This is a genomic window from Paractinoplanes maris (assembly GCF_023544465.1).
GTDB lineage: Bacteria > Actinomycetota > Actinomycetes > Mycobacteriales > Micromonosporaceae > Actinoplanes > Actinoplanes maris.
Genome location: NZ_JALPVL010000012.1, coordinates 22,536 through 35,098 on the forward strand (window position 1 = coordinate 22,536; position 12,563 = coordinate 35,098).

At 70.1% G+C, this 12,563-nt stretch carries 11 protein-coding genes and 1 pseudogene; 9 read left to right on the plus strand and 3 right to left on the minus strand.

Going from position 1 to position 12,563, the window contains the following annotated elements:
* Window positions 1-611 precede the first annotated feature (611 nt).
* From NAG42_RS31395 to NAG42_RS45580, 9 genes and pseudogenes are all read left to right on the plus strand, one after another.
* Complete coding sequence (locus NAG42_RS31395; RefSeq protein ID WP_250035535.1) at window positions 612-1,472, plus strand: helix-turn-helix domain-containing protein; 861 nt, start codon at window positions 612-614, stop codon at window positions 1,470-1,472.
* 39 nt (window positions 1,473-1,511) lie between these two features.
* Window positions 1,512-1,715 (plus strand): DUF397 domain-containing protein, encoded by a 204-nt coding sequence (locus tag NAG42_RS31400; RefSeq protein ID WP_250035537.1) that lies wholly within the window; start codon window positions 1,512-1,514, stop codon window positions 1,713-1,715.
* Window positions 1,716-1,836: 121 nt separating this feature from the next.
* Window positions 1,837-2,526: an MtrAB system response regulator MtrA gene (gene mtrA, locus NAG42_RS31405; RefSeq protein ID WP_250035538.1), complete on the plus strand. Its 690-nt coding sequence runs from the start codon at window positions 1,837-1,839 to the stop codon at window positions 2,524-2,526.
* Window positions 2,527-2,603: 77 nt separating this feature from the next.
* Window positions 2,604-4,247, plus strand: a complete 1,644-nt coding sequence (mtrB, locus tag NAG42_RS31410; protein WP_250035875.1) for an MtrAB system histidine kinase MtrB — start codon at window positions 2,604-2,606, stop codon at window positions 4,245-4,247.
* Complete coding sequence (locus tag NAG42_RS31415; RefSeq protein WP_250035539.1) at window positions 4,244-6,061, plus strand: LpqB family beta-propeller domain-containing protein; 1,818 nt, start codon at window positions 4,244-4,246, stop codon at window positions 6,059-6,061. Before mtrB ends, NAG42_RS31415 begins: the two co-directional genes overlap by 4 nt.
* A 13-nt stretch (window positions 6,062-6,074) precedes the next feature.
* The gene (locus NAG42_RS31420) at window positions 6,075-6,884 is read left to right on the plus strand and encodes a ComF family protein (protein WP_250035540.1); all 810 of its coding nucleotides are present in this window, start codon (window positions 6,075-6,077) and stop codon (window positions 6,882-6,884) included.
* A 237-nt stretch (window positions 6,885-7,121) separates the two neighbouring features.
* Window positions 7,122-7,742: a ribosome hibernation-promoting factor, HPF/YfiA family gene (hpf, locus tag NAG42_RS31425; protein WP_250035541.1), complete on the plus strand. Its 621-nt coding sequence runs from the start codon at window positions 7,122-7,124 to the stop codon at window positions 7,740-7,742.
* 296 nt (window positions 7,743-8,038) lie between these two features.
* Window positions 8,039-10,552, plus strand: a pseudogene (secA, locus tag NAG42_RS31430) (preprotein translocase subunit SecA); the annotation flags it as partial.
* 57 nt (window positions 10,553-10,609) lie between these two features.
* Entirely contained in the window at window positions 10,610-10,960 is a 351-nt protein-coding gene (locus NAG42_RS45580) for an SEC-C metal-binding domain-containing protein (RefSeq protein ID WP_498370598.1), read from the plus strand.
* Window positions 10,961-11,041: 81 nt separating this feature from the next.
* Here NAG42_RS45580 and NAG42_RS31435 read toward each other — a convergent pair whose 3' ends face one another.
* The 3 genes from NAG42_RS31435 to NAG42_RS31445 form a co-directional block, all read right to left on the minus strand.
* Window positions 11,042-11,629: an Rv3235 family protein gene (locus NAG42_RS31435; protein WP_250035543.1), complete on the minus strand. Its 588-nt coding sequence runs from the start codon at window positions 11,627-11,629 to the stop codon at window positions 11,042-11,044.
* 136 nt (window positions 11,630-11,765) lie between these two features.
* Window positions 11,766-11,996, minus strand: coding sequence for a helix-turn-helix domain-containing protein (locus tag NAG42_RS31440; RefSeq protein WP_250035544.1), 231 nt, complete (start codon window positions 11,994-11,996; stop codon window positions 11,766-11,768).
* 56 nt (window positions 11,997-12,052) lie between these two features.
* Entirely contained in the window at window positions 12,053-12,508 is a 456-nt protein-coding gene (locus NAG42_RS31445) for an Lrp/AsnC family transcriptional regulator (protein ID WP_250035545.1), read from the minus strand.
* Window positions 12,509-12,563: the final 55 nt, after the last annotated feature.

The window sequence follows — 12,563 nt, forward strand, 5'->3', positions numbered from 1 at the left end:
CCCGGCCCGGCCCGGCCTGGCACTGGCGGCCCGGCCCGGCCTGGCACTGGCGGCCCGGCCCGGCCTGGCACTGGCGGCCCGGCCCGGCCTGGCACTGGCGGCCCGGCCCGGCCTGGCACTGGCGGCCCGGCCCGGCCTGGCACTGGCGGCCCGGCCGGAAACCGCCGACCGGCCGGACATCGGCCGCTCCGCCTGAGACTGGCCGCCCCGCCTGAGACCGGCGGTTGAGTACCCACCGTCGCTCTTTCAAGCCCCCCAAAATAGGAAATTTCTGGATTTGCTTGACACGAGCCTGTGCGGAGTGTGAATCTATAAACACGCAGCGTCATTGGTGATCGGGGGGTCCCACGGACGCGCGCGGTACCAAACCGGGGGGATGAACGGGGCGGCGGGTCCAGGCCTGCCGTCCCGTTCGCTATGTGCCCCCACCAGACGGAGCACGGGTCCCGTCCGCCGAAGCGGACGGGACCCGTTTTCCGGGTCCGGGGTGTTTGCCGCCACCCCGCGCCCGTGGTCGACCTCCATTACGGCATGCCTCTGACCTGCATGCAAGTGCACAGGGTGGGGTGCAAGTTGCACTGAGCGACGGGTGAAACGTTATGGTGTTCCTCGTGGCTAGAGCGACGTCGACGGCACGGCGCGAGCTCGGTAACGAGCTGCGCCGCCTTCGTGGCGACCGCCGGGCGGCCGATGTCGCCTCCGCCCTGGGCTGGTCCGAGTCCAAGCTGAGTCGCATCGAGACGGCGCACACCGGCATCACGGAGTCCGACCTCGACCGTCTCCTGACCTCCTACGGCGTCCGGGTGGAGGATCGTGACCGGCTGCGCGAGCTGGCCCGCCACGGCCGCGCCCGGGCCTGGTGGACCCCTTACCGGTCGTCGGTCCCCGATCCGTACGACGAATATGTCGCCCTCGAGGCTGAGGCCGTGCTCATCAGCGAGTGGGAGCCGCAGGTCGTCCCCGGTCTGCTGCAGACCGACGAGTATGCGCGGGCGGTGATCGAGGTGGGCGCCGACGTCGGCGCGGCCGAGACGATCCAGCGCCGCCTGGCCCTGCGGATGGCCCGGCAGGCGGTCCTCACCCGCGACCCGCCGCCCGTGCTGCGGATCGTGCTCGACGAGGCGGTGCTGCACCGCGAGGTCGGCGGTCCTCAGGTGCTGCGTCGTCAGCTGGCCCGGCTGGTCGAGGCCAGCGGCCGCCCCGGCGTCGAGCTCCTGGTGCTCCCGTTCAGCGCCGGCGCCCACGCCGGCATGACCGAGCCGTTCATGGTTCTCGAGTTCGGGCCGGGCACCAGAGCCCCGGTCGTGCACAGCGAGGGCCTCACCGGAGGTCTCTTCCGGGTGAAGCCGGCCGATGTCGACGTCTATCGGGACGCCTTGTCTGACCTGCGGGAACGCTCGATGTCGGCAGAGATGAGCCGAACGGCTATCGCTGAGAGGGAGGAAGCGCTCCGCTTGTTGGCGGCATCGTGAGTTCCAATGGAGGCGCATTCCTTCGGAAGGGGACCCACGATGCAGGACGCCAACCTCACCTGGCGTAAGAGCACTCGAAGCGGAGCCGCGGGCCACTGCGTCGAGGTCGCGAACGTTCCGTCGGTCGTGCTGGTGCGCGACTCGAAGGACGTCTCGGGTCCGATGCTCGCCTTCGGCGACGCGGAGTGGACCGGTTTCATCGCCGGCGTGCGGGCCGGGGAGTTCGATCGCCCCGGTGCCTGATCACCGAAAGGGCGGCTCCCTTCCCGGGGCCGCCCTTTTTGTCCGGCTCGCTACCCTGGATCGGGGCAAGATCGGCCCCGGGGTACGTGGGGTTCGGGAGGACAGTGCAATATTGGACCGCATGAGAGCCCGGGTACTCGTCGTCGATGACGATCCAGCGCTGGCCGAGATGCTCGGCATCGTTCTGCGGAGCGAGGGGTTCCTGCCCTCGTTCGTCGCCGACGGTGAACGCGCTCTGGCCGCCTTCCGGGAGAACCGGCCCGACATCGTCCTGCTCGACCTGATGCTGCCCGGCATGAGCGGCATCGACGTGGCCCGCGCGATCCGCACCGAGTCGGGCATCCCGATCGTCATGCTGACCGCCAAGAGCGACACGGTCGACGTGGTGCTCGGCCTCGAGTCCGGCGCCGACGACTACGTGGTCAAGCCGTTCAAGCCCAAGGAGCTGGTGGCCCGCATGCGGGCCCGGCTGCGCCGGGGCGAGGACGCGGCACCCGAGATGCTCACCATCGGCCCGCCCGGCAACCAGATCACCATCGACGTGCCGGCGCACACCGTGTCCCGCGACGGCGAGGAGGTCAAGCTCACGCCGCTCGAGTTCGACCTGCTGGTGGCCCTGGCCCGCAAGCCGCGCCAGGTCTTCACCCGCGAGGTGCTGCTCGAGCAGGTGTGGGGTTACCGCCACGCGGCCGACACCCGGTTGGTCAACGTCCACGTGCAGCGGCTGCGCGCCAAGATCGAGCCTGATCCCGAGCGGCCCGAGATCATCCTGACCGTCCGGGGGGTCGGCTACAAGGCCGGCACCGGATAGGAGCCGGGAGCGGCTAACCTTGCCGCGTGCGTGCTCCGGCCTGGCTTCCGCTTCCGGTCCGCCGCGTCCTGCGCGTGGTGCGGCGATACTGGCGTGTCCTGGTCCGCCGGTTCGAGGTGTGGTCGTCGCCGGCCCGCCGGGCCTGGCGCCGCTCGCTGCAGCTGCGCGTCGTCACGCTCACCCTGGTCGCGTCCAGCCTGCTGGTGGCGGCGTTCGGCTGGTTCATCGCCGACCGCAGCGCCAAGATCCTGCTCAGCCGCGCGCAGGACGAGGTGCAGGTCTCGATGCGCAACAAGGTGTCGTATGCGGAGCAGCAGCTCACCGTCCACCCACAGGCGCGCGACCCCCGGCTGCCGACCACGTTCACCACGATCGTCGGTCAGCTGGCCGACGGCGACCCGGCCGAGTCGGGTGGCTCGGTGGTGTCGATCCGCGCCGGCCAATATCCGGAGTTGCCCCCGACCACCTCGCCCAACGTCGACACCGCGGGCCTTATCACCGACGACCTGGTCCACCGGGTGTCCGACGGCCGCAAGGTGGCCAACCAGATCGTGACCGCCCGGATCAACGACCGCACCACGAAATACCTGGTCACCGGCTCGCCCGTGCCGACCAGCTTCGGCCACGTCGAGCTCTATTACATGGTGCCGCTGACCACCGAGGACAGCGCGGCCAACCAGATCCGGACGACGGTGCTGGCCACCGGTCTGGCGCTGGTCATCATGCTCGGCGTCATCGCCGGCCTGGTCACCCGGCTGGTCGTCACCCCGGTCCGGGTGGCCGCGCGCACCGCCCAGCGGCTCAGTGCCGGCCTGCTCGACCAGCGCATGAAGGTCGACGGCGAGGACGACCTGGCCCTGCTGGCCGCCTCGTTCAACCAGATGGCGGCCAACCTGCAGCGCCAGATCGTGCGGCTCGAGGAGTTGTCCCGCCTGCAGCGCCGGTTCACCTCCGACGTCTCGCACGAGCTGCGCACGCCGCTGACCACCGTCCGCATGGCGGCCGACCTGATCTTCGCCGAGCGCGAGGACTTCGACCCCGCCGTGGCTCGCAGCGCGGAGCTGCTGCAGGCCGAGCTCGACCGGTTCGAGAGCCTGCTGACCGACCTGCTGGAGATCAGCCGCTTCGATGCCGGCTTCGCCGCTCTCGACGCCGAGCACACCGACCTGGTGCCGATCGTCGAGCGCGTCGCCGACCGGCTGGCCGGGCTGGCCGAGCGGGTGGGGGTGGCGATCGAGCTTCACCTGCCCGACACGCCGGTGATCGCCGAGGTCGACCCCCGCCGGGTCGAGCGGGTGCTGCGCAACCTGGTCGGCAACGCGGTCGAGCACGGCGAGGCCAGGCCGGTGCAGGTGACCCTGGCCTGCGACGAGGCGGCGGTGGCGATCACGGTCCGCGACCACGGTGTCGGCCTCAAACCCGGTGAGGAGCGCCTGGTCTTCAACCGGTTCTGGCGGGCCGACCCGTCGCGCGCGCGGCAGACCGGCGGCACCGGCCTGGGTCTGTCGATCAGTGCGGAGGACGCGCGCCTGCACGGCGGCTGGCTCGAGGCGTGGGGCGTGCCCGGTGAGGGCGCCCAGTTCCGGCTCACGCTGCCGGTGCGGTCGGGCGACCGGCTGCTGGCCGCGCCCCTGCCGTTGATCCCGCGCGACCGCACACCGGCGCTGCCGCCCGCGGGCCCGGCGGCGGTCGAGGAAGTGAAGGCGGAGGTGGTCCGATGAGGCGCCTGCTCTGTGTCACGGCGGTGCTGGCCACGATGCTGGCCGGCGGCTGCGGCATCCCGGCCGAGAGCGACGTGACGATCCTGGGCGACGGCCCGTCCAGCGGCGTGTCGGTCGACGACGACGGCACCCCGCCGGTGCAGTACGCCCGCCAGGACACCAGCGACCTCGAGGAGTTCGCCGACAACTACCTGGAGGCGGCGGCCGGCGACCCCGAGACGGCGCTCGACCGGGTCAAGGCGTTCCAGGCCCCCGATCTGGCCAAGCGCTTCCCGACCAGCAACGACATCAAGGTCATCCGGGAGACCGAGCGGCCGCTCTACTCGCCGGGCGACTCCGAGATCACGTTCATCGCGCAGGTGGTCGGCACGCTGAAGGCCAACGGTGTGCTCCAGCCGGCTGACGCGAGCTCGTCGAGCATGCCCTACAAGCTGCGCATCGGCTCGGTCGAGGGGCAGGACGGCCTGTTCGTCCTCGATGCCCCGCAGACGATGCTGATCACCGGCGAGACGCTCGGTCTGTATTACCAGACCCGCACGATCTACTGGTGGAACAACGAGAACACGTCGCTGGTGCCCGACCTGCGCTACATGCCGCGCAGCGTGCCCACCGTCCAGCAGCCGACCACGATCCTCGGCTGGCTCACCGGCTCGCCCGCTCCGTGGCTCTCCGACGCGGTGAACAGCCTGCCGACCGGCACCCAGGCGGCCGACAACGTCCCCGCCATCACCAATGACACCCTCGAGATCAGGCTCAACGACAAGGCCGTCCCGCAGGGCTCCGACCCGGGCGCTCTCGACCGGTTGCGCCGTCAGCTGCAGTGGTCGATGCAGCCGGTGCCGCGCACGATGGCCATCTCGATCGGTCGCAACGAGCCGGTCCGGGTCACCGACGGTGAGTTCTTCGAGAGCAACCTGGCGTACCGCCTGGCCGACGATCCCGAGCGGTTCGCCGTCCTCGGCGGCGGCATCCGCCGGTTCAAGAACTCGCCGCACGCCGGCGACCCGGTCCCGGTGCTCAAGCCGACGGCCAACCGGAACATCGCCTCCGCCGCCATCAGCGCGTCCCCGACCCGGTCGTACGCCGCCGTGGTGACCGGTCCCGAGCAGCAGCGCCGCCTGTCGGTGGCCGATGCCCCGGCCGGTGAGCAAGCCGACCTCAAGCAGGTGGGCGGCCTGTCGGGCTCGCTGGGTACGCCGGTCTGGGCCCAGCTGCCCACCGGTGCCGCCGAGGATTCCCGGGCCATCGGGCTGATCACCATGAACGGCCGGATCCACTCCTTCGGTTCCACCGCCGCGCCGGCCCAGCGGGTCGACTGGCAGGGCGATCCCGGCCCGGTCAGCGCTCTCTCGGTGGCTCCGGACGGGCATCGGGTGGCCGTGGTCAGCAACGGCCGGTTGTATCGGGCGGCGCTCAACACGAGTGGTGACGGCGTCACGCTCGGCCTGCCCGAGCAGGTGCTCCCACCCACACTGCGCGCGGTGACCGCGGTCGCCTGGAGCAGCGAGGACTATCTGGTCGTGGCGGGTGTCCGCCGCGACGACCGGTACGCCGTGCTCGACGTGACGGTCGACGGCGCCCTGTCCACGGTGCGGCTCGACGACATCGGCGCCGAGAAGGTGACCTATCTGGCGGCCTACCCGTCGAATCCGGTGAACGGCACCGAGCGGTCCTCGTCGGAGTCGTACCTGGCGGGCGGCAAGGCGTGGGACGTGCTGAGCGCGCCCGAGGAGATCGAGCCGGTCGACCTGGCCGGCCCGCCCGTGCCGTCGTCGTCCGGCGCGAAGCCGACCGCCCCGTTCTTCCTCGACTGAGGCGGGCGCACGCATGACCGGGCTGCTCGGGGATCTCGCCGACCTCGTGCTGCCCGCGCCGTGCGCCGGCTGCGCGGCCGAGCGGGTTCCCCTGCGGTACGGCGTGTGCGCCCCCTGCGCCGCCGGTCTGGAAGCGTTACGCCCCTTCCGCACCGCGCCCGATCCGCCGCCCCCGGGCCTGCCGCCGTGCGTGGCCGTCGGACCGTACGAGACTGCTCTGCGCGGCGTTCTGCTGGCATACAAGGAGAAGGGCCGGCACCGGCTGGCCAAGCCGCTCGGCAGCCTGCTGGCCACGGCGGTGGCCGCCCTCGCCCGGCGCGGGGCCCCGGTGACGCTGGTGCCCGTCCCGTCGACGGCCGCGGCGGCCCGCGAGAGGCACGGCGATCACATGCTGCGTCTGGCCGCGCACGCCGTGCGGCGACTGCGCGCAGCCGGTTGGCAAGCGGATGTCAGCCGCCAGCTCGAAGCGTTACCTCGCCTCGACTCTACGTCACTGAGCGTGGATGGCCGGCGCGCCGCAGCTGAGGATTCGCTGCGAATCCGGCGGGCTCGAATCGGCGTTCCGCGACGCGTCGCGCCCCGGAAAGGCACGCTGGTGGTGGTCGACGACATCGTCACCACCGGAGCCACGCTGGCGGCGGTGACGCGGCGCCTCGAGGAGGCAAAGATGCAGGTCGATGGGGCTGCGGTGTTGGCCGCGACACAACGGCGGAGGTCGTCCACGGCCGGTTTCGCCGGTTTCCCGCCTGACGGCACACAAAGGGTGAACCTCGGGCATCCGGTATCCCGAACGAGGGGTGACGCGGGAGCATCGGCACGTTAGCGTCTTGGTGACGAGGGTATGAGTTTCGCCTCAACCCGCTCCACCGTCCAGGCGCAGCGCGTCCGCGAACCGCCGCACCGGAAAGGAGTCGTCTCCTTCGCTATCGGTCACGCACGGTGAGTTGACCAAGGTCATTCACGGCGTCGCCGGCAACCAGAAACGCGTCGCAGTTCGGCGCCCCCGGCACCCCGTCGTCAGGGCGCCCGCAGGACAGAAACACGTTGGGGGAGGTCACGAGTGGACATTGTCGTCAAGGGCCGCAACGTAGAGGTTCCTGATCACTATCGGGAACACGTCGCCGACAAGCTGAGCAAGGTCGAACGCTACGACCAGAAGCTGATCCGGGCTGACGTCGAGCTGTTCCACGAGCGCAATCCGCGCCAATCCGACAACTGCCAGCGAGTCGAGATCACCGTCGTGACGAAGGGCCCGGTCATTCGTGCCGAGGCCTGCGCCAAAGACTTCTACGCAGCTCTGGACTGCGCCATCACCAAGCTCGACGGCCGGCTGCGGCGTTCCGCCGACCGGCGCCGGGTCCACCGCGGGCGTCACGCGCCCCTCTCGGTCGCAGCGGCCACCGCCGGTCTGCCCACCGACCTCAGCCTCACCCAGCCGGCTGAGGAGACCTCATCGGTCGCCACCGCGCTCGCGGAGCACGACGAGGATCTGCCGTGGCGCATCGTGCGGGAGAAAGAGCATCCCGCCGACCCGATGACCGTCGACGACGCTCTCTTCCAGATGGAGCTCGTCGGCCACGACTTCTACCTGTTCCTCGACAAGGACAGCGGACGTCCCAGTGTCGTCTACCGCCGGCGCGGTTACGACTACGGCATCCTGTCGCTCGGGACCACGGGCTAGTCACCCGATCAAGCCGAGGGCCTTCAGATCAGAGGGTCCTCGGCCAGGAGGGCGGACCGCTCCCGCCGGTGCGAAACGCCCGGCGGCACGCCCGGCCGCGTACGCCAGTGCCGTTGATCTTCGCGATCGTGGCGTCCTTCCTTTGTCGCAGCCCATCGGGCCGGAACGGCTCCGCTCTGAGCGAACTTGATGCGAAGTTTCACCTTGTTTAGGCGGTTAACCGGAGGCTCGGGTAACTGCTCCGCCGGAAGGATGCCTACGATGGTTCGGCAGACTGTCTAGGGGAGCGTTGACCCGTGTCGATTTTGGAAAAGGTCCTACGCGCCGGCGAAGGCCGCATGGTGCGCCGGCTCAAAGCGATCGCTGACGCGGTCAACTCGATCGAGGACGACTATGTCGACCTCACCGATGACGAGTTGCGCGAGTGCACCCAGCAGTTCCAGGAGAGGGTCACCGACGGCGAATCACTGGACTCGCTGCTGCCGGAGGCGTTCGCCGTCGCTCGCGAGGGGGCGAAGCGCGTCCTCGGCCAGCGGGCCTACAACGTCCAGCTCATGGGCGGTGCGGCGCTGCACTTCGGCAACATCCCGGAGATGAAGACCGGTGAGGGCAAGACCCTGACCGGTGTGTTCCCGGCCTACCTCAACGCGTTGAGCGGCAAGGGCGTGCACATCATCACGGTCAACGACTACCTCGCCCAGCGCGACGCCGAGTGGGTCGGCCGGGTGCACGTGTTCCTCGGCCTCACGGTGGGCGTGATCCTGCCCAACCGGCCCTCCGCCGATCACCGTGCCGCCTACCAGTGCGACATCACCTACGGCACCAACAACGAGTTCGGCTTCGACTACCTGCGCGACAACATGGCGTGGTCGAAGGACGAGCTGGTGCAGCGCGGCCACAACTTCGCGATCGTCGACGAGGTCGACTCCATCCTGATCGACGAGGCCCGCACCCCGCTGATCATCTCCGGCCCGGCCGAGCACTCGGCCCGGTGGTACGGAGAGTTCGCCGCACTCGTCGGCCGCCTCCAGCGCGGCAAGGAGGGCGAGGCCGACTACGACGTCGACGAGGCCAAGCGCACCATCGCGATCACCGAGCGCGGCGTGGCCAAGGTCGAGGACCGGCTCGGCATCGACAACCTCTACGAGTCGGTCAACACGCCGCTGGTGGGCTACCTCAACAACGCCATCAAGGCCAAGGAGCTCTACAAGCGCGACAAGGACTACATCGTCGACGAGGGCGGCGAGGTCCTGATCGTCGACGAGTTCACCGGTCGCATCCTGCACGGCCGCCGCTACAACGAGGGCATGCACCAGGCCATCGAGGCCAAGGAGGGCGTCGAGGTCAAGCAGGAGAACCAGACCCTGGCGACCATCACGCTGCAGAACTACTTCCGGCTCTACGACAAGCTCGGCGGCATGACCGGTACGGCGCAGACCGAGGCCGGCGAGTTCAACAGCGTCTACAAGGTCGGTGTCGTGTCGATCCCGACCCACCGGCCGATGGTCCGCATCGACCACCCGGACGTCATCTACAAGACCGAGAAGGCCAAGTTCGAGGCCGTCATCGAGGACATCGCCGAGCGGCACGCCACCGGTCAGCCCATCCTCGTCGGCACCGTCTCGGTGGAGAATTCCGAGATCCTCTCGCAGCTCCTGCGCCGCCGGGGCATCCCGCACAGCGTGCTGAACGCGAAGTTCCACGCGCAGGAAGCCACGATCATCGCGCAGGCCGGCCGCAAGGGTGGCGTCACGGTCGCCACCAACATGGCCGGCCGCGGCACCGACATCCTGCTCGGCGGCAACCCCGAGTTCCTCGCGGCCAGCGAGCTCGCCCAGCGCGGCCTCGACCCGGTCGAGAACGAGGAGGAGTACGCCAAGGCGCTCGAGGAGGTCCTGCCGATCTGGAAGGACGCCTGCGAGTCGGAGGCGTCCGAGGTGACGGCGGCCGGCGGTCTCTACGTGCTCGGCACCGAGCGGCACGACTCCCGCCGCATCGACAACCAGCTGCGCGGCCGGTCCGGCCGGCAGGGCGACCCGGGCGAGTCCCGGTTCTACCTGTCGCTGCAGGACGACCTGATGAAGCGGTTCCGCGCGGGCGCGGTCGAGGCCGTCATGGAGCGGTTCAACATCCCCGACGACGTGCCGATCGAGTCCAAGATGGTGACCCGGCAGATCCGCAGCGCGCAGACCCAGATCGAGGGTCAGAACGCCGAGATCCGCAAGAACGTCCTCAAGTACGACGAGGTGCTCAACAAGCAGCGCCAGGTCATCTACGCCGAGCGCAAGCGCGTGCTCGACGGTGAGGACATGCACGACCAGGTCGGCAACATGATCGACGACGTGGTCAGCGACTACGTGCTGGCGGCGACCACCGACGGCTACGCCGAGGACTGGGATCTCGACCAGCTCTGGGCCAACCTCAAGCGTCTCTACCCCGTCTCGGTGACCGTCGACGACCTGATCGAGGAGTCCGGCGGCGAGCGTCAGGCGGTCGACCAGGAGTTCCTCACCGCGCAGCTCAAGGAGGACGCGCAGACGGCGTACCGGACGCGCGAGGAGGAGCTGGGGGCCGAGGCCCTGCGCGAGCTCGAGCGTCAGGTGCTGCTCAGCGTCATCGACCGCAAGTGGCGCGAGCACCTCTACGAGATGGACTACCTGCAGGAGGGCATCAACCTGCGGGCGTACGCCCAGCGCGACCCGGTGGTCGAATACCAGCGCGAGGGCTTCGACATGTTCAACCAGATGATGGAGGGCATCAAGGAGGAGGCGGTCGGGTTCCTGTTCAACCTGGAGGTTCAGGTCGAGGAGCAGCCCACGGTGACCGTCGACCCCAGCAAGGCGGTGCCCCTGCCCGCCGGCGGCGTGATGACTGACGACAACGCGACCGATTCCGACCGCGTCGAGGTGCGGGCCAAGGGTCTGGGCGGCACCCGTCGCCCGCAGAACCTGCAATACACCGCGCCCGCGATCGACGGCGAGGCGGGCGAGGGGTCGCCGGTGATCCAGCCCGCGCAGCCGCCGCAGCAGGCCCCGGCGCTGGGCATCGGCCCCGGCGGGTCCCCGGTCCCGGCGAGCCCGGCTCACACCACGGGCCGGCGCACGCAGCCCGCGGGGCGTCAGGCGGCCGATTCGAACGGCCCGTCGCGCAACGCTCCCTGCTACTGCGGCTCGGGCAAGAAGTACAAGCGCTGCCACGGGGCTCCCGGAGCAGCCTGACTCTGAGACAGGCTCCAGCTCGACGACCGGCCCGCCCGCGGATGACCTCCGCCGGCGGGCCGCCGTCGTAATCGCCGGTGGTCAGATCAGGCGCAGGGTGGTGGCTCGCCAGACCTCCTGATGCATCTCCAGCCGCAGGGCCAGGGCCCAGGTGCGGTCGACGGTCAGCAGGGCCACCGCGGCCTCCACAGCGCCGGGGCGGGGCTCACACAGTCGCACGTGGAGAACGGCCACCGGAGGCCGGCGCCGGGGGCGGTGATCGGCGGGCTGGGCCGCGCGCAGCTCGGAGACCCGGTGGAAGGCCGCTGTGCCCTGAGCGACCACCTCGGAGGCCTCCAGGGGCCGGGCCAGGCGGCGGAGGTGGATCGCGGGACGGTAGCCGTTCAGAACCTCGACGCAGGCCCGGACGAACCGGCGGACGGCCAGTCTCGCGTCGGCCGAGACACCGGCGGGGGAGTGCCCCGCTCCGCCCGAGCCCGGTGCCGTCGCGCCGGGGTCGAGATCGGCCGGCGCCGGCTGGGCCAGGTTGAGTGCCAGCTGGTGGGCGGTGGCCCAGACCGTCGGCTCGAGCTCGTCGTCGAAGGGCGGCTCACAGCGTGGGGTGCGGCGCAGGCTGATCGTGGGCTGCTGTCCCGGCCCGGAACGGGTTGCCTCCAGCGTCCTCGGCATCGCCGCACCACCTCGTCTCTATCTTGCGTTTGCCTACGTTTGCCTACGACAGCGAGTCTGGCCCGGCCGTGAAGCGATCGTCAACGCGGCCCGAGATCGAACCGGGCCAGGCGAGAAGAGGGACAAAAGGAGTGGCTCAGTCGGCCTCGGTGGTGGAGAGCGGGTTGCCGGCGACCCAGGCCGCCGTCTCGGTGTATTTCTGCTCGATGTACTGCTCGAGCCGGGCCCGCTCGACCCGCCACTGACCCCGGCCGCCGATCTTGATCGCGGGCAGCTCACCGCTGCGGACCATGTGATAGACCTGCGACTCCGAGACGTTCAGCTCCGTGGCCACGTCGGAGAGCAGGAGAAAGCGCGTCTCCGTCATGTCGCCTCCCATTGGCCGAGGATGCCTCAGTTTGCCACCGATCAGCCCCGACCGCGTTACCGGGGTTCGGAAATGGCGCGCCCGGTCAGCGGGCTCGAATAGACGACGCTCGTGGTCACCGCGCCCAGGCCGGCGATCCGGCCGGTGATCTCCTCGAGGTGGCGCATCGAGCGGGCCAGCACCTTGAGAACGAAGCAGTCCTCACCGGTCACGTGATGCGCCTCGACGATCTCGGGGGTGCTCTCGAGCAGCGCGTGGAACGGCCGGTAGTTGCCGGTCGGGTAGCGCAGCCGGACGAACGCCATGACCGTCAGTCCGAGGCGCTCCGGGTCCAGGCGGGCCCGATAGCCGGCGATCACACCCGCCTCCTCGAGGCGGCGGATCCGCTCGGCGACAGCACTCGGGGACATCGCGACGGCGCGGGCCAGTTCGGCGTACGACGACCGGCCGTCCTTCTGCAGCTCGGTCAGCAGCTGCCAGTCTGTGCGGTCGAGCGCGATATCCGTGGTCATGGCGGCCAAGTAAACGCGTTTCCCCGGCCCCGCACCAGATGCGCCGGGGAACGAC

What these genes read in the sequence shown, in the direction of transcription:
- NAG42_RS31400 (WP_250035537.1), top strand. Translation starts at nt 1,512, where the DNA reads ATGCAGGACGCCAACCTCACCTGGCGTAAGAGCACTCGAAGCGGAGCC.
- mtrA (WP_250035538.1), top strand. Translation starts at nt 1,837, where the DNA reads ATGAGAGCCCGGGTACTCGTCGTCGATGACGATCCAGCGCTGGCCGAG.
- NAG42_RS31415 (WP_250035539.1), top strand. Translation starts at nt 4,244, where the DNA reads ATGAGGCGCCTGCTCTGTGTCACGGCGGTGCTGGCCACGATGCTGGCC.
- NAG42_RS31420 (WP_250035540.1), top strand. Translation starts at nt 6,075, where the DNA reads ATGACCGGGCTGCTCGGGGATCTCGCCGACCTCGTGCTGCCCGCGCCG.
- NAG42_RS45580 (WP_498370598.1), top strand. Translation starts at nt 10,610, where the DNA reads ATGACTGACGACAACGCGACCGATTCCGACCGCGTCGAGGTGCGGGCC.
- NAG42_RS31435 (WP_250035543.1), bottom strand. Translation starts at nt 11,629, where the DNA reads ATGCCGAGGACGCTGGAGGCAACCCGTTCCGGGCCGGGACAGCAGCCC.
- NAG42_RS31440 (WP_250035544.1), bottom strand. Translation starts at nt 11,996, where the DNA reads ATGACGGAGACGCGCTTTCTCCTGCTCTCCGACGTGGCCACGGAGCTG.
- NAG42_RS31445 (WP_250035545.1), bottom strand. Translation starts at nt 12,508, where the DNA reads ATGACCACGGATATCGCGCTCGACCGCACAGACTGGCAGCTGCTGACC.